This is a genomic window from Leptolyngbya sp. AN10, assembly GCF_050565645.1.
Taxonomy (GTDB): domain Bacteria; phylum Cyanobacteriota; class Cyanobacteriia; order Leptolyngbyales; family Leptolyngbyaceae; genus Leptolyngbya.
This window is the reverse complement of the sequence record NZ_JBNXVP010000007.1, coordinates 162,898-184,758: the sequence shown is the minus strand read 5'-3', so window position 1 is coordinate 184,758 and position 21,861 is coordinate 162,898. Positions and strand designations below refer to the sequence as shown.

The following is a 21,861-nucleotide window of genomic DNA, read 5'->3' as shown; positions in this document are numbered from 1 at the left end:
CTATCTCAGAACTGGCATCGGTGTGGGAGCGAAGACATTTGTTCGATCGAAGGGTTCCACCGCAATTCGCACATAAGCCGAAATCCATTTGAAGCGTTCTGCTGTCGATCGCGAAATTGGAACTTTGCTAAACAGAATCACCGCAAACAGATTTCCAGACGGCAACATTCCACCAAATCCTAAGACCGATTGAACCTTGTAAGGAACGACGAACTGAGCTTGGGCGGGAATGTGTGGACTGTTCAGAGCTTCAGGCACGTGAAAGACATTGAACGCTTTGTGGGAGAGCTTCGTGATCAATGTAGGAGCCGTATCGATCACGGCACTCACTTCTAAGCCGAACTGTTGGATCAGTTGCAAAATCATTGGAGCGCGATAGACGAAATCCTCATCGATCAGCGGAATGGCTTGGTGTCCAGTGGAATCGCGTCGATCGTTCCAATATTTTTCATCGCCTGCGGTTGCTAACAGCGTTAAACATTTCGTCGCTCGAAGAACTGATCGACCTTTCAAAATTGCCTGTGCTGATTCTTGTAGCTCTGAACTGAGATCACCATACGGATGAGTCTTAAAGAATCGCACCAAGGCACAGGCGCTTTTTCCAGTGCGTGGATCGGTCAAATTCTCGTATAGATAGCGAACCATTCGATTTGCTGTTTCTTCCATACTTTGCGATCGCTCATCCATGTTCCGGAGTTTGATCGCACAGTGCCGCATATCGTCCTTTGTGAAATTTGCAAGGTCGTACATGGGATTTACTTACTCAGATCGCCTGGATTTTATCTTTTCATGTTCCTGGAATTCTCGGTTGTCTCCGGACGCTTTTTCTGTATGAATTTCAGCAATTCACTACGATCGTGTTTGAATGATGAATTTTAAGGGATGAGAGTGTTCAGGATGAGCTTTTACAAGACTTAGGAGATTTATCGAAAACAAATTACCCGCTGTCTTCGGCTTCGCTCAGTCAGCTAGAGATCGCGCCCTGAGCGAAGCCGAAGGGCAGTCTTTCAAGCGGTAAGCTCTTTCGTAGAAATCTCCTTAAGACACAGATGGATGAAGTGCAAATTCGATCGCCAAATTGTGCTTAAACATACAAGGAGATCTATTAGAGCATGTTTGAAAAGTATAGGAAGATGCTTCACTTCGATGCCATTTCGCCCGTGATTGGAAATCACGGTCTATCGGAACAAAGTCCACTGAAGGGGACTGAAAGCCAATTACAGCGAACTCTTCAGTCTGTTTCAACAGACTTCGTTCCGATAGCCCCGAATTCCATTCGAGGGGCGATTGATGCGATGAACGGCTACTTTTCAAACACCCTCTTATGGCAACGGTGGCAAGCCCAGTTCTTTGAGGAAAGTGTTGTGCTTGTCTTGTGCGATCGCAATCTTTTGTTCTAATGAAACTAACTCGTTATGAACAGACTGCAAATTGATCTGCTCTTCTGTCTGAGCGGTACTGACATAGCGGGAGATATTCAGGTTGTAGCTATTGTTCTCAATCTCTTCCATTGATACACGTCGGGCGTAACGATCCTCTTCCTTACGGAACTGGTAGGTGTCGATAACTTTCTCGATGTGTTCTGGAAGCAGGCGGTTTTGTCGTTTGCCTTTCTCGAAATGTTCAGCGGCGTTGATGAACAGGACATCATCGGGCTTTTTGCACTTTTTTAGAACCAGAATGCAGACTGGGATGCCCGTGGAGTAGAACAAATTGGCAGGCAGACCGATCACGGTATCGATGTGACCGTCTTTCAGCAGTTTGGTGCGGATGCGCTCTTCTGCACCGCCGCGAAACAGAACACCGTGAGGCAGAATGATCGACATGACCCCATCGGGCTTGAGGTAATGAAAGCCGTGTAGCAGAAAGGCAAAGTCAGCAGCGGATTTTGGTGCAAGACCATAGTTTTTGAAGCGCACATCTTCGCCTAGCGCTGCGGTTGGCTCCCAACGGTAACTAAAAGGCGGATTGGCGACGACTGCATCGAACTTAGGCATCTTTGCTGGGTTGGTTTCCCGTAGCCAATCCCACTCGTTGGTGAGACTGTCGCCGTGGTAAAGCTCGAACTCTGTATCTTTAACTCCGTGTAGGAGCATATTCATGCGGGCGAGGTTGTAGGTCGTGATGTTCTTCTCTTGTCCGTAGATTTTGCTGATGCCGTGGGAGCCGAGACGGTGACGGACATTGAGCAACAGAGAGCCGGAACCGCAGGCAAAATCGAGGGCGGTATTGAGGTAAAGCCTGCCTGAATCTGCGGCTTGTTTGAGTTCACTGAGCATCGCGACATGATGAAAGAAAGGGGTTTCGTTCGTTGCTTGTAAGGTGTATTGTTCTAGGGTCTTTGAACGGTGATAGAAGTAGCTTTTGTATTTCACTCTTGAGCTACGAAACTCATTCCAAACTACATTGTGAAATAGACAATGATGGGAGGAAACGACGACTTTGAGGCGGTCTTTTCCTTTTTTGAGCAATTGCACCAAATCACTGGCAACCGCGATCGCATTGTTGTCATCTAATGAGGAAATGGGGTCGTCGATGTAGAGATATTTGACCCAAGCGTAAGATTCATGGTTGTCGATCGCGAGTTGGCAAATGGCGAGAAAAATACACCAAATAAAGATATTTTCTTCACCACGAGATACTTTTATGTTTTGCTCGTCTTGGCGTGAGAAGGTGATTGTCCAGTTTTCATAGTTAATTTTGAAATCGAACTCAGCGTAGCGCTCTAGATACTCAAAGATTTTTTCTTCGAGTGCGAGGTCTTTGAAGCCTGAAAAGAACTGAGAATTGGAGTTGATTTTGAGATGTCGATCGCTATCACCTTCGAGATCGTTGTCCCAGTAAAACAGGTCTTCGGTGTAGGCATTGAAATAGAGCGTGTCGCGTGTGCCGTTTTGCTTGCCAGCTTCTTTGAATGCCATCGATAGGCGGGTTTTGCCTGTGCCGTTGTAGGCATAGAGCAAAATGAAATCTTGACCTCCGCTTTTGAAGTCATCGCGCAGCCGTTTGACTAACTTATCGATCGACGGGTAGGTATGAATCTTGGGATTGCCGCTCATCCGTTTACCTCGCGATCGCCGCACATCATTAAACGCAGGTGGTTCCAGTTCAATTCTCTACACGCTGCGTAGAGAATTGCCCTTTTATGCAATTTCAGCGTGTCGATTTTTTGGGCTTGCAAGGCGATCGTTCATAGGATAGTCTCTAGTGGTTTGCGTTCCAAGTTGGAAAGGCTTGATAAAACAAGCGCACGTTTCGCAGTTTGGAGGGGTCGAAGCCTTTTATGGTGGGAGACACGAGTGGGGTTAGGCTATTTAAGATTTACAGCAATGGTTTTTACACCTAAACGGCTGAAATCTGTTGTGTTGTTGGTGACTACAGTTAAGCCGTTAATTAATGCTGTCGCGGCGATGATGGCATCTGGTGTTTTTGTCTTAAACTGCTGTCTTAGCAGGATGGACTGTTCGACGATCGCTTCTTTGAGGTCGAACACAGTAGCATAGCTGATGAACTCCCTTGCTTTGGTATGCAATTCAAGATCAGCCGCAAACTGCCCCCAGCCCAAAAACTCGATTTTGGTGATCACAGAGATCTTAAAGCTATCGGTGAGGATGGTGTAAATAGAGTCGTCATTTGTCAACCCATTGAAATAGTAGATGATGATATTGGTGTCAATTAAATAAGCCATCAGAGCCAACCCTCACGGGCACTTGCCAAGTAGTCGTCAATGACTTGCTTGGATTGGTGAGTCACCCCGAAAAAGGAGCGTGGATCGAATGGTGGTGGGGGCTGTTGGGTTTCGGTTTCTTCGATTTTATCTTCCTGCACCAGTTGTGCTAGTACCAACTGCACTAGCTTGAGTTTATCGGCATCGGATAGGGCGGCAATGGAGGGTAATAATTCAGTGATTAATGGAGACATGGTGATTGAATCCTAAAGATTGATTTTACTTGTAGTAACAATGCTCATGGTCGATTCATTTGCTTACCTCGTCGATCGTTGTTCAATAATTTCTGCTGCCTTTGGCGATAGTTCTGCGGGGTCATCTAGGATGTAGCGCAGGATGATATTGGCATCAACGATGCTCATGTTTTTCACTCACAACGGTTTGCCATACGTCTTGTTCCTGTGCAATCAAATCAGGCTTGGCGTAACGACTTAAGCAACCACACAAACTTTTTTTTGGGGTAACGGGTTGCGGGATTTGTTGGGGCGCGGGGAGTACGATGATTTCTACTTCCTGTCCCCAAAATTGCTTTGGCAACTGGAGATGAATTTCTCCGTTTTCTACAGTTTGAATGCGACGTATGGCTTCCATCAGTTAAAACCTCTCGTGGGGACAGATAATTGTAATCAGAAATATGAGTCTGTGGGTAGTCAATTCATTCGCTTACCTCGTCGATCGATGGAAACAACTGCTGCATTAGCCCTTTTTTGTGCAACTTCAAAGCGTCGATTTTTTGGGCTTGCAAGATGATTAATTCGTCGAGGGAAGTAAGGCAGTCCGCAATTTTCTGTTGTTCGGGCAATGATGGGAATGTAATAGGAAAAGCTGCCACATCTGCTCCTGTAATATTGGCATCTTTTCGACTGCTGATTGCAAAGCTTTTCCAATAATCAATCTTTGCATTTAACCAAATTAGTAAGTACAAAGAAGTTAATTTGTCTTCTCTTACATTCAAAACTGAAATAGCTTGATTCGTTGCAGCAGCAATTTTTAAGTAACCTGTGCGACCAATTTGGTTGAAACCGCCATACATCGCAACAAGTACTGAGCCTTCTGGATTTAGCTTAACTTTCGCTAATGTGGTGACTTTCTCTTCAGTAGTGTAAATATAAGAATTATTTAAATCAGTTGTCTTTACCCAAGGAATACTTCCTTTAACATAAAATTCTGGTTTTGCTCTTGATGGTGTGGTTCCTGACCTGATAGCTGCAATATCTCCCAGCTTATTCTCCTCCCATTCGTCTGCGTCGCGGAATTCGGGGAAGCGGAGTTGGGGCAGGGTTTGACCTTCGGCGGGGAAAAGCTGCTGCATCAGCCCTTTTTTATGTAATCTGAGCGCGTCGAGTTTTTGGGTTTCTAGGGTGATGCGATCGTCGATCGAAGCAAAACACTCCGCAATTTTTTCTTGTTCGTTGATATAGGGAATAGATAGTCTGACAGCTTCTACATCGGATTGCCCTATAGTTGTCATAGTTGCAGTTTTTGCTCTTGCAATGAACTGGTTTCTAACATGCTCAGTCTTTAAAAGGTAATTGACGAAAACTGGAAAGACGATCTCCTTGTTTGGTCTGAATCTGATAAGATGCCCATCAAAAGTTACATCATCAGAATATCCGAGATAAATATTTGAATATGCTATGCCAGATTTCACTAATGAGGAGCGAGTGAAAAATATATCCCCATTCTCAACTTTATTTTTCAAGAATTCATCTTCGCTTATTGCAATCAAAGATAGGGAATCCTCGTTAATCGATGACTCAATGTACATCTCTGAAACATTGATTAGTTTGTATCCTCTCCCCACTTTCTTTGGGTCATTGAAAATACCATTTGATAAACGACAAGCACTCAAGTTAGAAAGACTTTTCTCCTCCCACTCCCCCGCATCCCGAAACTCAGGAAAGCGCAACTGAGGCACAAGTTTTCTACTCATCGCCACCCTCCACAATCCAGGCGGCGAGTTGTTGGCGAATCCGCTGCAACCGCTCATCACTGATTGATCCCAAACTGCCAATGAGCAATGAGCCTTCCAAAACCGCAAGGCGAGAGAGTCGCAAGACGCTCGGAACCTTTAGTCCTGTAGCGGCAAAGTCAGGATCACTGGGCGACAAAATTTCATCAATTTGGGCATCGGTTTGCCGTAACTGCGAAGACACCATACAAACCAGCCAATCATCAAACTGAATCGATGCCTGCCGTAGCATTAGTACCGGGCGCAGCTTTGCCCCAGAAAGATCAGTAAACGGGAACGGAACCAGCACGATTTGCCCAGATTGTTTCATTGCCAACGCTCCCTGAGATCGTCAAGGCTATAGAGCAGCGGTTCGTCTTCCATGCCGCGCATCGCCTGACTCATCGCCATTTGGCTAAATTCAGCAGTTGTCCATTCATCATCCGAAATCTTGGGTTTCCTTGAGCTTGGGCTACGAGATGCCAGAAAATCAATGAAATCCAACACCTCCTCCTGCTTGTCCGGGGGCAAAGCCTGAAACTTTTCCAATAATTGTGTCTGGTTCATATCAAGCTCCTCCATGTGTTGTTAAGCTATCAATCAGCATAATTTCTTACCAGCAAAAATCGATCGTGGCGGAGTTCGCGCTGCCAAGTAACTCGATCGGCAATGTCGCCATAAGGATTTAGGGCAATCGCCTGCGCTAAGGCAGTACCACCCGATGCTTTTTGTGCTGTCAATGACCCATCAACTAAGATCCAAGACCTGAAACCCTTAAAAATCAGACACGCCATACGCTCACTAGCCCCAAATTTCATACCCCTATCAACTACCCATCAACTACCCATCAACTACCCATAACTCAAATCACACCCAATAAGGCACATACTTTCGCAGCTTAGGCGCTGCATCGCCATCATAGGGCTTAATTGCCCCTGCTTCGACTGCCTCTTTAATGTAGCGGGAGACGGTCGCCTTGTTTCTCTCCTCCACCCCAAAACGCTCCCGCAAAGAACTGTTAGTTAGATAATCCCGCATTGCATACTTCAGGCAAGCGTGCAGATAACAAGCACGCACACGTTCGGTTTTGTCCATCTCTAATAGAGGCTTATGGGAAAATAAAACGGTGCGTGTAAACTCGCCCGGTACCTCAAAGATTGGTGCAGGTAGCTGAAAAAGCTCGATTTGGAATACCACCTTGTCAATCCCGCTGCCTCGCTCCTCACAGATGCGAAATCGCCGCATCAGGGAAGCCAGCGCCTCATTGCGAGACTTGGGGGGAGTATTGACAAACTGTTCAGTATCTACCAACGGCATCCCAGGATTAGTAATTTCGATGCGATCGTCAAAGATTTCCACCATAGGACCAGTTCCTTGGATACTAAAATCTTGATGAATCAGAGCGTTGGCAACCAACTCACGCACTGCAAGCTCCGGAAATATCGGGATACTTTTGCGAAGTGCCTGATTAATGACTTCGTTACCCGGTATCAATGCCATGATGTAGTTAATTAAGCTCTCAAATCCATTCGCATAACCTTTGTCACTCTCCAGTTCCTTGTAAGTTTGGACACGTCCTTTGCCTCTGTATTGAATGACCCGCATTACTTTGCGCTTGAGGGTCGAAAATTTCTTAAGATCTTTGGCAAAAAGCACGGCACTAAGATTCGTGATATTCCACGCTCCAGCCTCGCAGGGGATGATCAGTTCTTCTTCTCTCAAGTACTGTAATATTGCCTGACGACCATCGGGTAAGGGTAGCTCTAACAGATCAAAATAGCTCGGATAATCCAAGAGCCGTAGCACCTCTTCGCTGCTAACCCGCTCCATCACAATGCCCTTTTCAAAAGATATTCGATTAAATGTTCGCCATAGCTCCCGTTCTTTCTCCGGATGGTCTTTGAGCTTTTTTCTATAGCTGCCTACGCGAATAAAAGCTTGCTCCTCAAACAGCACCGGATTGCTCAAAGCAGCAGGAATTTCCAGTAGCACAACTGGCAGCCCATTCATGTCGATCTCGTAAAACCTAAAGTGGATTTTAGGTTGCAGCAGCTTTAGGAGCCAGTTTTCCATTTCTTCATTGCCCACTTTGGCAGAGAAAGGTTTGAAAGTGGTGCCAAGAATGGCGTGGCTTTCATCCTCGATACCCCAAAGCAGATATGCAGAGGGCTTGCCATCTAGGGCAGCGGAGTTAGACAGGGCTGAAAGGTAAGCTCCTATCTCTTTTGGGTTGTCATTGTTATGTTTAAACTCTACCCATTCTGCCTCGTTGGGAAGCTTGCAAAGCTCTTGGACGAGACCAATTAGGTAACTAAATGATTTACTGCTCATAGACCTCTAATCCCGAAATTTCCCGCCCTTGCGCTAATTTTTTCAACAGCGGAATCAAATCCTCCATCAGAGCCAGTTCCGCTCTAGTTCGAGCCTTCCAGCCCATCTCCATCGGTGCAAACAGATCGCTCAACGCATCCCCATCGAACACCATCCGGCGCAAAATCGCATCGACAAAAGTTTGCAAAGTAGCAGGTTCTAGTTTGTGATTTCTAGCGATCGTATCCAGTTCGCGGTTCTGTTTTTCCGCCTTAAAGCGTTCATACCCCGATCGAATCGCCTGCTCATCCAGCCCTTTGCCCAATTCCAGCGTATTGATATATTCGGCAATGTCCTCTCGATCGTCGATGAACTTCGCATCAGACTGAATCAACCCGATCAACTCAGCACGGCTCAACTCTTGTTTCCCTGGAGCTTGCTGCGCGTAGCGAGTAATCAACGCCATGATGTAGTCATAATCAATCACCGCAGACGCAAACAGCACAAACTCAAAATCAAGCTGTTCCACCTCTGGGCTAGAATCTTCGCCTTTGTCCTGCTGCGCCTTCAGCCGTTGCGCCGTTTCCAGGTAGACCCCCTTAAAGCCCTGTAACTGCTCCTTGGGCAACACCTGCTCGATCGTTTGCTTGTTTTCCTCGGTCAAATTCGTGTACTGGTCAAGCTGAGTCTTGAGCCGCTGCACTTCCTTAAACAGTTGAATAAACTGGCTACGAGCAGCATCGCCCTTAAGATTAGAAACCGCCGCAGGCTTACTTTCCAACCCCTGAGATTGCATGAACTGATCGAGCTTTTGCACCGCAGTTTGCAACTCGTCGATCACCACTGGAGCCTTGTCCACTAGCCAAATCTTCTTCGCTGATGACTTGTTGGCCTGACCCGAAAACAGCGCGATCGCTTCATCCACTGCCTTATCCTGCTGGCGAAAATCGAGGATATTGCCATAGGGCTTCGTGTCGTTCAGGACGCGATTCGTCCGAGAAAACGCCTGAATCAGTCCGTGGTACTTGAGATTTTTATCAACATAGAGCGTATTGAGATATTTAGAATCAAAGCCCGTCAGCAGCATATCGACAACGATCGTGATATCAATCTTCTGAGTATGGGGCAAGTCGCTATTGGGATATTGCTGATCCTTGATCCGCTTTTGCACATCCTGATAGTAAAGGTCGAACTCGTTAATGCTGTGATTCGTTCGATATCGATCGTTGTAGTCTGCAATAATCGCGGTCAGAGCCGCCTTTTTCCGATCCGGTTCCTGTTCGTTATCCGCCTTCTCTTGGGGCAGGTCTTCCTGAATCTGCTGCACGTCCTTATTCCCTTCGGCAGGCGGCGAAAACACACAGGCAATGTTCAGCGGCTTAAAGTCGCTCTCTTCAGACTGCTTCTGAGATTGAATCTCTTGAAACAAACGATAGTATTCGATCGCATCATTAATTGAAGCTGTTGCCAGAATCGCGTTGTACTTGCGTCCGGCAGTCGCGGCATCGTGCTTGGCAAAAATCGCCTCAACGATCGCGGGCTTGGCTATCGGCTCACCCGGTTTAGGCGGCTTTTTGCCCTCTGGCTTGTAGTAATCCACATGAAAGCGCAGCACGTTCCGATCTTCGATCGCGTGGGTGATTGTGTAGTCGTGCAAGCAATCCTGAAAGATAGCTGTGGTGGTGAGAAGGGTTTTTGTAGCCTTATCGCTTTCAACACTCTTATTTTCATTCTCAATGACTTTATAACTAGCGTTTCGCTCGAAGATAGGCGTACCCGTGAAGCCAAAGAGTTGGGCATTAGGAAAAAAGTCTTTAATCGCTTGGTGGTTTTCGCCAAATTGCGATCGATGGCATTCGTCAAAGATGAAAACCATCCGTTTCTTGCTCAACGGCTTCAACCGTTCCTTATAGTTACGTCTATTGTTGCCATCAAGTGCTAGACCGAGCTTTTGAATCGTCGTGACAATCACCTTATCCGCATAATCATCGGAAAGAAGCCGTCTGACCAGAGTTTCCGTGTTCGTATTCTCCTCGACACAGCCTGTCTGGAATTTGTTGAACTCTTCCCGCGTTTGTCGATCGAGATCTTTACGATCGACCACAAACAAGCATTTATCAATGTCGGGGTTATCCTTCAGCAGAGTAGATGCCTTAAAGGAGGTGAGCGTCTTGCCGCTGCCCGTTGTATGCCAGATGTAGCCATTGCCGATCTTGTTGTGAATGCGCTCAATGATCCGTTTCACTGCATAGACCTGGTAGGGGCGCATCATCAGGAGTTTCTGCTCACTCGCGACTAGCACCATGTAGCGGCTAATCATTTCACCCAAAGCGCACTTGGCGAGAAAGCCCTTGGCAAAGTCATCAAGATGAGTAATCTTTTGATTCTCAGCATCCGCAAACTGGTAAAGCGGCAAAAAACGCTCGTCAGCATTGAAACTAAAGTGGCGGTTATTGTTGTTCGCAAAATACCAGGTGTCGCTGCGGTTACTGACAATAAAAAGCTGAATGAAGCACAGTAAAGTCTTGCCGTAGCCGTTTCCAGGATCATTTTTATAATCCACAATCTGCTGCATGGCACGACGCGGACTGATGTTCAGCGTTTTTAACTCGATCTGCACCACAGGCACACCGTTAATCAGCAAAATCACGTCGTAGCGGTGATGACTGCTATCGGTGTTGATGCGAAGCTGATTGACGACCTCGAAACTATTCTTGCACCAGTGCTTGATGTTGACCAGCGTATAGTTGAGCGGCGTACCGTCATCCCGATCAAAGCTATTGATCTCTCGCAAGCGTCGGGCGTTCGTGAAGATATCTGGAGTAACGATCGACTCCAGCAATCGGGAAAACTCGCTCTCCGTCAGATGAACGCGGTTGAGCGCCTCGAACTTTTCGCGGAAGTTTTGCTCCAGCGTGGCTCGATCGCAAATATCGGGGCGATAGGTGTACTTCAGATCGCCCAGTTTTTCGATCAGGGTTTGTTCGATTTCTTTCTCAGTCATTCATCTCAGGGAATTGGGAACCGCGTTGGTATAGCAGTAAAAGTTTAGATGAGGACATCCTCGGAGTTGCCCCCAAACCCCCAATTCTGGGGGCTTAAGACTCTTGCTCCCCCAAACTTGGGAGCTGGGGGGCGATCTCGAAGTGTCCTAACTGAAATAAGTACGGCTATAGCAACAGAAAAGCCATACACGTTGGTGTACAGCTTTCATCTGTTAGTGTACAACCTTGGCAAATAACGGAGTACTTTATCTGCTGGTGTACAACTTTATTCTTGGTTCGTAAAAATGTATACCGAGAATACGGTTCTTAAGTGACGAGGGCTGAAAGCTCAGAGGATGTTTGAAAAGTACAGAAAGACTCTTCGCTGCGATTGCGTTCCGCCCGTGATTAGAAATCACGGTCTATCGGAAAAAGTCCACTAAAGGGGACTGAAAGCTAGTTGTCCTATACTCTTCAGTCTGTTTCAACAGACTTTGTTCCGATAGCCCCGAATTCCATTCGAGGGGCGATTCAGGCGATGAACGATTACTTTTCAAATATCCTCTCATATTTTTGCTAGCTCTAAATTTTCGGTTTGATCGCTCTCACCCGCCCGTGATTGAAAATCACGGTCTAACGGTGCGAAGTGGGTTAGAAACCCACTGAAGAACGATCAATGGCTCTTCTAGTCCCGTTTACTGGACTTCGCACGGTTAGACCCGGATTTCCAATCCTACCGTGTACACACAAGTCGAACAATTCTTGATTCGTCGGTCATTGCGCTCGATCCTTCGCCCCCTAAATCCCCCAATTCTGGGGGACTTTGAAGGACGAACCCTTTCTGGAATTGGAGACCTTTTTCTAGGTCAAAGTCCCCCAATTTTGGGGGATTTAGGGGGCTGAAGCCGACCCAAACGAAGCAATTCATACTTGTGTGTACACAGTAGGATTGGAAATCCGGGGCGGGGCAGCTAAACCAACAGATCAAGTATCTGCCAATGGGTAAAGCCGAAAAATCGACCACACAAACGAAGAGAGTGATTTAGTCTCAGAGATGAATTCTTCTTGCCATTGTCCAGGTTTACAAAATAGGAAACTGATTAGCTGTCTTTCTTGCGATAAAGGCAAGTCCGTAAATCTCAATGAAAAAATAGAATCTTCCGCAGATGTAACCTCGACAGCAACGTTAAATAATCCAATCTGAGGAACATCAATCTGAGCCGTTGCGCCGATCGGTAAAGCTAAATCCGCTCGAAGTTGGATACCCTGTTCTGAAAGTTGAATCGTTTCTGCCTCAATCCATTTTCCTTGGAACATCAAACCGCACTCTAGCTGATGGAAAAAATTCAGCGATAGCACTTTCTGCGGAACATCGATCGTGGTTTGCAGCGCAATCAGCAAAATCGCCATGTTATAGATTGCCCAACCTAGATTAATCAAGGTTGCATCGTTTAGCGCCGAGAAATTCCAAGTCAATCCACCCCACACGATCGCCATACTATACAGCCCAATGAGAACAATAATGGGAAATGAGATTTTCCAGTTAAACCGAATTCCTTTGGCAGTTACGCCTTTTGGTGTGACCTTGAAGCGTTTTCCAAAGGGATTGATCAATGTTTTGAGCGTGATTAACGCGATCGGGAAGCAGGTAATCGCAGCGTAGATTTCTCCCCAGAAGAAGGAGCGTTTACGATCGCTCAACCAGGACAATAGAATAATATTTCCCAAATAGCAGGGCAGCCAGTAAGACAGTAAGCCATCTAAGGGCATCAAGAGCGGAGTAAACCCGAACCATAAATAAGTGAGCGGCATGAGCAGCATCACGAGATTCAATCCAAATAGAAACCAACTGAGAATTCCGAGCAGACACAAGCCTCTTTGAGCGAATGTTAAGCCTTGCATTCTCAAGGGATTGTAGGAGCTAAACAAAGTTTGCAGAGTGCCTTGTGCCCAACGTAAGCGTTGATCAATAAAACTGCTAATGTTCTCAGCCGATGCGCCAGCAGAAAGACTTTCATTTAAATAGAGAACTTGGTAGCCAAGAGATTGGAAGTGCATGGATGTACAGAGATCTTCGCAGAGCGTTTCTGTAGGAATTCCGCCGATCTGGTTGAGCAGGTCGCGCCGCACGACAAAAGAAGTTCCACAGCAAATCGTCGAATTCAGTCCATCCCGACCGGGTTGAATTGCTCGAAAGAAAAAGTCTTGCTCATTGGTCAATACGCCTTCTAGTCCCAGGTTGTAGCGGATTGGATCACTGTTGTAGAACGTCTGGGGAGTTTGCACTAAAGCGACGGTTGGATCTTGGAACAATCCAATGGTGCGATGCAAGAAGTTCTGAGTTGGAATGAAATCTGCATCAAATACAGTGATCAAATCTCCCTCAAGGAATTGCAGTGCGTGATTGATGTTTCCGGCTTTTGCGTGCCGATTGTCGGGGCGATCGACATAGTTGCAACCGAGTTCTGCTGCAAGCGATCGCATTTCCGGTCGGCGCTGGTCATCGAGTAGATAAATACTCTTGCGCTCATACTTGAGCGCTTGACAACCAATAATAGTTCGTCTCAACAATGCTACAGGTTCATTGTAGGTTGGAATCAAAATATCAACCCAAGGCGCGTAAGATTCTTCTAGAACTGCCTCTGAAGCTTTGTCTGCTTGGGCAGTACGATCAGTCCTCCAACACATCAGCAGCATCGAACTGATGTTTTGAATGAAAGCTAAAAGTTCAATTCCAAGCGCTAACAGGCTTAAGCTCCCATTGACCGGATCAGAGAGATTAAGCGTATAAAGAACGCGCCAGAGTAGATAGCGCACCGCTAGAAAAAGCATCAGCGCAGAGGCAATTTTTCGGATACCGCTGGTCGAATCAGTAAAAAACAACTTGAGTGCGATCGTAATTGAAAAACTGATGACAGCAGGAAAGAGAACGGTCTGCCAGGAAGCATTGAAGTCTTCTAGCGATAGCAGTTGTCTCAGCCAAAACTGAACCTCAATCATCCAAGCTTCGATCTGCGGGTCTAACCAATCTTGCTGTTGTACTGCGTTCACGAACATCACGATCGCGGCACTCACAGCGGCATAAGAAATCAAACGACTGAACACGGGCACTCCTAAACGGCAGATAGATGAATAAAGTACTATGAAGAACTACAAACGCGACTCTGTGATCGGTTTTGGCACAGTCACTTCAACGGTGCGCCCGACGAAACAAAACTGCTGCGGTGGCAGTGTAGCGGAGGGAATTGCAATCCGCACGCTTACCTGCTGGCGTAAGGAGGTAGGCGGCGCGATCGCGACATCCTGCCCTACTCGTCTTCCGGTTCCCCCTCGAATCGATTCGACTTTACCTTGCAGCGTTTGACCTCCTGATATCTTCACAGGAAGCATCATTCCCGGAGCTAAATAGTGAGAATCTGCCTCAGAAAAGAACGCATCTACCCAGACATTCGCGCAGTTCATCACTCGAACGATCGGTGCGCCTGCATTCACAAATTCAGATGGTTTTGCATCCACAGACCAAATCGTGCCATCAAATGGACTTTTGACTTCAGCGGATTGATTCAGCTTGATTTGCGGCTCGATCTCTTTAAGTTCATTAATGGCACTGTTCAGTTGAGTTTGCACCGTGCTCAGTTGCCGCTGCAATTCTGCGATGTCAGTTTGAAGTTCGCGCTGACGAATTTCAGAATAGCTCAAGGTTCTTGATCCCCCAATTTGCAAGCCTGATTCTGCGGCTGTTAGTTGCTGAATGGCTTGGTCTAATCGAGCTTTCGCACTGTTCACCATTGCCCAAGCTTGATTCGCTTGAGCTTGATTCTTTTCGGCAAGTGCGGCGGAAGTTGCACCTTCTTCGAGCAAGACACGATAGCGATCGGCATCAGCTTGCGCGGATTTTGCCTCATACTTCGCTTTGTCTAATTCGCTCGATAACTGCTGCACTTGATTTTGGGCTGAATTGACTTCTAAACGTTGCCCGGACTGGGACTCTACTTTGAACTGTCCGATTTGTTGTAGTTGATCGGCGATTGTTTGCCGAATCGTAATTAGTTGCTTTTGGTTGAGTTGAATTTGCGATCGCAGTTGGTTTCGTTTGATTTCTAACTCTGCGTTTCTGGGATTGCGAACTTCACCGAGCTTAGTACCCGCTGTAAGTTGTTGTCCGGGCTGTAATGAATTGAGCTGTAATGTTCCAGAGATGGGAAGTTTGACGCTCACAACTTCTGCATTGATATAAGCAGAGCGACTTTGAGCTTCGGTTAACTGCTTCCATCCCCAAGCTCCAGCTAGTCCTAAAACACTCAGCGCAAGCGTTAAACGCAGCGTTTTGAAGATCCAGGGACGGGTAATCTTTGATGCCTTTTTTGGCTTTTGATCAAACTCAAATTGGGTATCCATGGATCGATTTTGACCTCAATAACGGGTTGATCGTACTGAGTGTGTAGTCTTACGCATTTTTTCTAATAATGTGTTGCTCCATCTAGTAACTTAGGTGCAACTTATGTCGTAGTTGTATAGCAATCTTAATTGAGTCGTAAAATCATAATCCTTCTGCCTTCTCAGAAGGATCAGAGATGAGGGCAGATCGGAAGTTTAGGACTCAATTAGAATTGCTATCGTTAGGTACTACTTAAATGTCCATCTTCCATCGTGACAATACGATCGGCGATGTCCAAAATGCGATCGTCGTGAGTCACTAGCACGATCGTACAGTGCTGATCTTTGGCAAGCTTCTGGAGCAGTTCGACCACATCGCGACCGGATTGTTTATCAAGAGCAGAAGTCGGTTCATCGGCAAGAATAATCTTGGGATGGTTGACTAACGCTCTTGCGATCGCAACCCGCTGACATTGACCATGAGATAGGTTCTCTGGATAGGCTTTTAAGTACTTTGATAACCCCACGATTTCGAGAAAGTGTTGGGCGCGTTTCTGAGCTTCTGGATAAGGCACATCAAACAATTGCATCGGCAGCCGGACGTTTTCCTCGACGGTTAGAAACTGAAGTAGGTTGTGAGACTGAAAGATATAACCGATGTTGTGTCGTGTCTTGACTAACTCGAACTTAGAAGCTCCTGCTAATTCTTGCCCTAGTAGCTTGAGACTGCCTGCCTGAGTTGATCTCAGACAGCCCATGAGAGACAGTAATGTGGTTTTTCCAGAACCAGAAGGTCCCATCATGATTACAATTTCGCCTGATTCTACAGCAAGATTGACATCGAATAAGACTTGCCGTTTTAATCCCCCTTGACCATAGTAATGATTGACATTGGAGATCAAGATCGGGGAATTCATAACATAGCACCCTAATATACTTCAGCGGGATCAGCGGAGCTGAGTTTGCGAACTGCGATCGCGGCAGAAACTGTACACATTCCGCATGTGAGAACAAAGACTAAGGTTGCTCTTTCTGGAGTCATGTAAATGGGTAACAGGGTATTGCGCTGCATATTGCCGTAGACAAAAGAAGCAATGCCAATTCCGGGCAGAAATCCTAGCAGCGCCAGAATCAGTGCTTCTTGAAACACGATCGATAATAGAAAGCGATCGCGAAACCCAATTGCCTTTAGGATCGCGTACTCTGGTAAATGATCACGAACATCACTATAAAGAATTTGATAGACAATAACCGCACCCACCACGAAGCCAATCACGGCTCCTAAAGTGAACGTATATCCGATCGCAGTTCCATTTGCCCAGTATTGTCTTTCTGCTTCAATAAAGTCTGCTTTCGTTAGGATCTTAACGTCATTTGGTAGTTCATTTCGTAGCTTTTGTAGCATTTCATCCCGGTTCACTCCTGCTTCAAGTTGAACTAAGCCCAGACTAATCGCACCTGGCTTACGTTTGCTATTCATCATTCGCAGAAAGTTGATATCACTCGTAATCAGAGTGCCATTGATGCCAAAAGACGTTCCTAATTTAAATAAGCCCTCAACTCGAATCTGGCGATTCTCAACTTCTGTAACAACGGGGTTTCCTTGCTTGATTAAATCTGCAATATTGCCAAATTCAGTCCTTGCTCCTTGATCGAACAGTACTGTATCAGGAAGCTCTAATTTCTGTTGATTCTCGGCAACACCTGGTAACGTTACCGCCTGGGTTCTTGGATTAAATCCGAGAACCAGAATTGACCAAGAAGTGCGATCGCTCGGATTCTTCCATTTACCAAAATCCGCATAAACGGGAACGACCGATTGCACCCCTGAAAATCCTTCGACTTGATAGAGCCGTCTTTCTGCAAATGTCGTCGGCGAGACTATCGTTTGATAATTCTTACTTGTTAGCACCAGATCGGCTTTCAAGCCAGAATGAAGCTGTACTGCTCCATTGAATAGCGCATCGCGGATTCCTAACTGCATAAACATCAGCATATCCGCGAACGTAATGCCTGCGATCGCAACGAGCATTCGACCCTTCTGTTTCATCAATTGCTTCCAAGCAACTGGAATATTTCGTTTTTGCATGAGTCACTAGAGTAGAATTTGAGCTTTAATCTTGGCGTTACTCAATCCAGCTACTTGTCGGCTCGATTCTGGATCAAGTTGGATTCTCACCTCCACAACACGAGCATCAATAGCTGTTGCCGGATCAGTATCAAGCACATCACGCTTTCCAACGATCGCGCCCACTTCGCTCACTGTTCCACTCAGGTTCCCAGTCGAGTTGAGCAGTTCAATCTTAGCGGTCTGCCCGACTTTCACTTGAGCAATATCACTTTCATAAACTTCAGCGACTGCAAGCATTTGCTGCGTTTGACCAATTTCAACCACTCCATTCTCCCCGACGATCTCGCCCTCATGCGTGTGAATCTTTAGCACCTCACCGTCGCTTGATGCCCGAAGATAGCTCATTTCCAATTCCGCTTGGGCACGTTTCATCTGCGCCTGTGCGCCTTCAACTTCTCGTCTTGCTACAGTCACATCGATCGGGCGGACTTCCGCTACACTTCCGAGCCTTGCTTTTTCTTCCCCAATTTGCTTTTGCAGCGTTTCGACGGATTGATCCCGCTGTGCGATCGCTTCTTGAAGCTGTCGTTCTGTTGTCTCTAGAATGAGCCGATAGCGATCGTGTTCTTGAGTTGAAATTGCTCCTTGGGCGGCGAGGGCATTGTAGCGCTCGACATCTTGCCGCGCATTCTCAACCGTTGACTGTAGCCGTTCAACAGTAGCTTGACGAACGATCGTCTCCTGTTGCAGTTGCGCTCGATAACGGGAGACGACTGCGGCTTGAGCATCGATTTCGCCTTGCTTCGCACCCGCTTCGATCTGAGCGCGTTTAGACTCAGCAATCTCGACTTGTTTCTGCGCCTCGCCGACCGCTGCCTCGCGGGTCGCATAGTTATCGAGCACAGCAATGATCTGTCCTTTTTTGACTTGCTCCCGGACTCGGACTCGCAACTCTCCGATTCGATTACTGTTTGCAGCTTGAGAAATCGACAATTGAATCACTTCGCCTTTCGGTTCTAGTCGTCCTAAAGCTGCGATCGATTTTTGTTGAATGGGAGACTCTGCTGGAGCAGTGTTTGACGGTTGAGCCACTTGATGAGCACGCCAAACGAAGTATCCGGGAACAGTGCTAAGAATGACCCCGGCAATTAACATTCCACCCAAGGCACGACGAGGGCGATCGAACAAGACTTTAAAGGCTGACTGTGACATAGTGAAAGTAGCTCAGGATGTAGGAAAAACTTCAGCGTAACAATCGAGCACTGTCCAAGGTGATGAAGTCAAGCGTGAAATGTAGGTAACTTGTGATTAACTTAAATCTTGCACCAGTCTTAACAAGGCGTATTTCGGGCGTTTCGTCCTCTGCACTATCTCGCCCCGGACTAGAAGTCGGGGCTAATTGTGCGAAGTCCTTTGAAAAGGACTGAAGAAGCTGAAATTGTCTGCTCAGTCCCCTTGAGTGGACTTTGTTCTGTTAGCCCCGACTTCCAGTCCGGGGCGGGTGAATGCAATAAACGAGAACCTTGAACAGTAGCTTGTGAGCAATTTAAAGAAAAAGACGACCAATTGAGCCATATCAAATTGGTTTGGTATGAGTAATGGGTGAAATTAAGTGAGAGACAACAGAGCGGATTGCTCCAGTGGTACTCTGTGTCAAATAGATTTCGGACTAATCTTGAGTTCAACTAACAGGAACCGTCTATTCCTCGACCAGCAAACCCCGTAATGGACTTTGTACTGTTGTTCCAGCCTAGAGAAGTAACAGCAAAACTCGCATCGAATACTGTTTCAATTGTGATTTATCGATCACATGGGGATTTTGCTGAACTAGAAAACAATGATACAAGAAACAGCGGATAATGCAACGAAAATAGGATTTTTTGTTGAGCGCTATTGTAGCGATCATATTTTGTAATGCATATACCTTCAGAGGGAGAAAGTTATCCTTCCATTGAATTAAGCTGATCTTTAAAGCTTGCTCATCCGTCTATCTGAATGTTCATCTTATCCTGGCATTCAGATAGATGGATGTAGAACGGCACTGTGAAGCTTTGTCTTCAATTCAGAACAATTATCAGCTTGGGGCTAATCTTATGAGACGCATGAGCAGATCGCTGCAAGCATCAGCAGCGGGGTTAGCTTTAGCGAACAAGGCAGTGCTTCAGTTTGCCCGCAAAGCGGATCTTGCCACGGACCTAGCAATTTCGCGATCGACCATCCAGAAGTTCTTTTCTGGCAAACCGATCGCCCGCGAGAACTTTCACCAAATCTGCGATCGCTTGGGGATTGATTGGCGCGTTGTTGCAGAAGAAGATTGTGATTTCCAAACCACGAGTGGCGATATCGGTGACGATCTCGATCTAGAACCAGAACTGCGATCGACGGAACCGCAGGATATTGAATCGCTAGTACAACAAGTTCGGCAGCAAGGACAAGCGAGTGTTCAAGCGCAATATGGAATGATTCGGGTACTCGATATGACACAGCCCTTGTCGTTGCTAGAAGTATATACAAGCACCAAAGTTTTAGAAAAAATCAGTGGGCGCAGACGATCGAAGCTAGAGCATCTGATCAAGAGTACCAGAGATAGTCCAGAGCGTTTGATTCTAAACCACCACATGGAACGAGAACGAGTGAGTGCCCTAAAGCTTGCTCATCAAGTCAACAAGCTGATTGTTTTGGGAAGACCAGGTGTTGGAAAAACAACCTTCTTGAAGTTTCTTGTCTTGCAATGTAGCCTTGGGAATTTTCAATCAAACTGTGTACCAATCTATATCTCACTAAAGGACTTTGCGGAAGAACCCGGACAGCCAAGCTTAACCGACTACATCAATGATCAGATCGAGGATTATGGCGTTGAACTGAGACAAGTTGCTGAACGACTCTTGCAGCATGGGCGACTCCTGATGCTTTTGGACGGATTAGATGAGGTAAAAGAGCAAGATCGATCGCGGGTGGTGCAGGACATTCAGCGCTTAGCGTTGCGATTTCCCGATAATTGGATGGTGATGGCTTGTCGGCTTGCCAGTCAGGATTATGTGTTTGAACAGTTCACAGAAGTCGAAGTTGCAGCGTTTGATGACGAACAAATTCGGCACTTCGTCAGCCATTGGTTTGCAGCAAGACTCCGAAATCAGAGGATTGCCGCATCAACGGCTCAATGCTGTTTAGAAAAGCTGTTCCTATCGGTCAATCTGCCCATTCGAGAACTCGCGACCAATCCCTTGTTACTAACCCTGCTGTGCCTTGTCTTCGAGGAGCGAGACGACTTTCCGCGCAATCGATGCGATCTGTACCAGGAAGGATTAGATATTTTGCTGAAACAGTGGGACGCAGGACGTAATATCAACCGAACTTCGATCGATCCCCAGTTCACACTAGCGCACCGCATCACTTTGTTGAGCCGTCTTGCTTGGGCAACCTTTGAACAAGGAAATTATTTTTTTACTCAAGATGAAGTAGACCAGCACATTCAGACCTATCTGAGTACTCAGCCAGCCTTAACGATGTGTGCTGATAGTGGCGCGATTCTCCAATCGATCGAGGCACAGCATGGACTTTTAGTACAGCGATCGCGGCAAATTTATTCATTCTGCCATCTCACGTTTCATGAGTATCTTGCCGCTCATGAGATTGTTTTTGGTAACAGATCAGAACGACCCGATCGACTAAAAAGACTGGTTGAACACATCACAGAACCCGGTTGGCGGGAAGTGTTTTTACTGGTTAACGGAATGCTACACCACTCAGATGAGCTATTGCGGTTGATGCAAGACCGACTGCGGCAACTGGTGGTCTGTGATCCGCAACTTCAGCAGTTTTTAAGTTGGCTAGAGTACAAATCTGTTCGTGTTTCGACAAACATTGATCCGGTTGTGGTTCGGGCGTTTTATTTTGATCTAGAAATGGGGAGAAGTTTTCAGCACTCCCATCGTCTGCTGGATTTAGCACGGGCGCTACAGCCAGAATTAATGCGATCGCTGACCTCAGAGTTGTCCTTAGATTTAGCGCTCGATCGAATCCTGGCACTGATGCAGTATGTTGGTGCGGTTGAAGACCCCAAGATGACCTTTATTCGAGTGATCAATCGTGCGATCGCTCGTGCGGATTCTTTGTCGATGACGGGATTGGCGACATCTCTTGAACAATTAAAGACCGCAATCCCAAAGGAGGTAAACTTTGAGACTTGGTGGGAGCAATGCGGTGAACCGTGGTGTGAGCAGCTACGAGCCATCCTAATTTCAGAACGCGATATTGGGCATCAGTGGCGTTTCGAGCCTCTGATGCAGTACTATAACGCCTGCTGTTTATTTGTCGATTGCTTGAACAGTCGTGAGCTATCTACTCCCAGACTAGAAACGACTCACCGCGCTCATGAGAACTATACAAAAGATCTAATCAAGCTGATTGATTGAAATAGGAAGGCGAAATTCACGAATCA

General features: G+C 46.5%; 17 protein-coding genes. 1 reads left to right on the top strand and 16 read right to left on the bottom strand.

The genetic code is table 11. The features are described from left to right. The 16 genes from ACQ4M5_RS12520 to ACQ4M5_RS12445 form a co-directional block, all read right to left on the bottom strand. Positions 1-750, bottom strand: coding sequence for a hypothetical protein (locus ACQ4M5_RS12520; RefSeq protein WP_430675951.1), 750 nt, complete (start codon positions 748-750; stop codon positions 1-3). A gap of 572 nt (positions 751-1,322) precedes the next feature. Beyond that, positions 1,323-3,059, bottom strand: a complete 1,737-nt coding sequence (locus tag ACQ4M5_RS12515) for a type I restriction-modification system subunit M (RefSeq protein ID WP_430675950.1) — start codon at positions 3,057-3,059, stop codon at positions 1,323-1,325. Between the two features lie 251 nt (positions 3,060-3,310). Beyond that, complete coding sequence (locus ACQ4M5_RS12510; RefSeq protein ID WP_430675949.1) at positions 3,311-3,688, bottom strand: type II toxin-antitoxin system VapC family toxin; 378 nt, start codon at positions 3,686-3,688, stop codon at positions 3,311-3,313. Next, positions 3,688-3,921, bottom strand: a complete 234-nt coding sequence (locus tag ACQ4M5_RS12505) for a hypothetical protein (protein ID WP_430675948.1) — start codon at positions 3,919-3,921, stop codon at positions 3,688-3,690. Before ACQ4M5_RS12505 ends, ACQ4M5_RS12510 begins: the two co-directional genes overlap by 1 nt. Before the next feature lie 154 nt (positions 3,922-4,075). Then, on the bottom strand, positions 4,076-4,318 hold the full coding sequence (locus tag ACQ4M5_RS12500) for a hypothetical protein (protein ID WP_430675947.1): 243 nt from the start codon (positions 4,316-4,318) through the stop codon (positions 4,076-4,078). A gap of 64 nt (positions 4,319-4,382) precedes the next feature. Further along, positions 4,383-5,660, bottom strand: a complete 1,278-nt coding sequence (locus ACQ4M5_RS12495) for a restriction endonuclease subunit S (protein ID WP_430675946.1) — start codon at positions 5,658-5,660, stop codon at positions 4,383-4,385. Next, on the bottom strand, positions 5,653-6,009 hold the full coding sequence (locus ACQ4M5_RS12490) for a type II toxin-antitoxin system PemK/MazF family toxin (protein ID WP_430675945.1): 357 nt from the start codon (positions 6,007-6,009) through the stop codon (positions 5,653-5,655). The genes ACQ4M5_RS12495 and ACQ4M5_RS12490 overlap by 8 nt, the downstream gene beginning before the upstream one ends. Then, positions 6,006-6,245, bottom strand: a complete 240-nt coding sequence (locus ACQ4M5_RS12485; protein WP_430675944.1) for a DUF2281 domain-containing protein — start codon at positions 6,243-6,245, stop codon at positions 6,006-6,008. The genes ACQ4M5_RS12490 and ACQ4M5_RS12485 overlap by 4 nt, the downstream gene beginning before the upstream one ends. 29 nt (positions 6,246-6,274) lie before the next feature. Beyond that, positions 6,275-6,418: a hypothetical protein gene (locus ACQ4M5_RS12480; protein ID WP_430675943.1), complete on the bottom strand. Its 144-nt coding sequence runs from the start codon at positions 6,416-6,418 to the stop codon at positions 6,275-6,277. Between the two features lie 127 nt (positions 6,419-6,545). Next, complete coding sequence (locus tag ACQ4M5_RS12475; protein WP_430675942.1) at positions 6,546-8,009, bottom strand: ATP-binding protein; 1,464 nt, start codon at positions 8,007-8,009, stop codon at positions 6,546-6,548. After that, positions 7,999-10,992, bottom strand: coding sequence for a type I restriction endonuclease subunit R (locus ACQ4M5_RS12470; protein ID WP_430675941.1), 2,994 nt, complete (start codon positions 10,990-10,992; stop codon positions 7,999-8,001). Before ACQ4M5_RS12470 ends, ACQ4M5_RS12475 begins: the two co-directional genes overlap by 11 nt. Before the next feature lie 964 nt (positions 10,993-11,956). Next, a complete protein-coding gene (locus ACQ4M5_RS12465) occupies positions 11,957-14,077 on the bottom strand; it encodes a glycosyltransferase (protein ID WP_430675940.1) in 2,121 nt (706 codons plus the stop codon). Positions 14,078-14,122: 45 nt separating this feature from the next. After that, the gene (locus tag ACQ4M5_RS12460) at positions 14,123-15,370 is read right to left on the bottom strand and encodes an HlyD family secretion protein (RefSeq protein ID WP_430675939.1); all 1,248 of its coding nucleotides are present in this window, start codon (positions 15,368-15,370) and stop codon (positions 14,123-14,125) included. Between the two features lie 221 nt (positions 15,371-15,591). Further along, positions 15,592-16,266 (bottom strand): ATP-binding cassette domain-containing protein, encoded by a 675-nt coding sequence (locus tag ACQ4M5_RS12455; RefSeq protein WP_430675938.1) that lies wholly within the window; start codon positions 16,264-16,266, stop codon positions 15,592-15,594. 11 nt (positions 16,267-16,277) lie between these two features. Further along, a complete protein-coding gene (gene devC, locus ACQ4M5_RS12450) occupies positions 16,278-17,438 on the bottom strand; it encodes an ABC transporter permease DevC (RefSeq protein ID WP_430675937.1) in 1,161 nt (386 codons plus the stop codon). A gap of 6 nt (positions 17,439-17,444) precedes the next feature. Continuing rightward, positions 17,445-18,632, bottom strand: coding sequence for an HlyD family efflux transporter periplasmic adaptor subunit (locus ACQ4M5_RS12445; RefSeq protein ID WP_430675936.1), 1,188 nt, complete (start codon positions 18,630-18,632; stop codon positions 17,445-17,447). A gap of 881 nt (positions 18,633-19,513) precedes the next feature. On the opposite strand from ACQ4M5_RS12445, the gene ACQ4M5_RS12440 reads away from it, so the two are divergent. Next, entirely contained in the window at positions 19,514-21,835 is a 2,322-nt protein-coding gene (locus tag ACQ4M5_RS12440) for an NACHT domain-containing protein (RefSeq protein ID WP_430675935.1), read from the top strand. Positions 21,836-21,861: the final 26 nt, after the last annotated feature.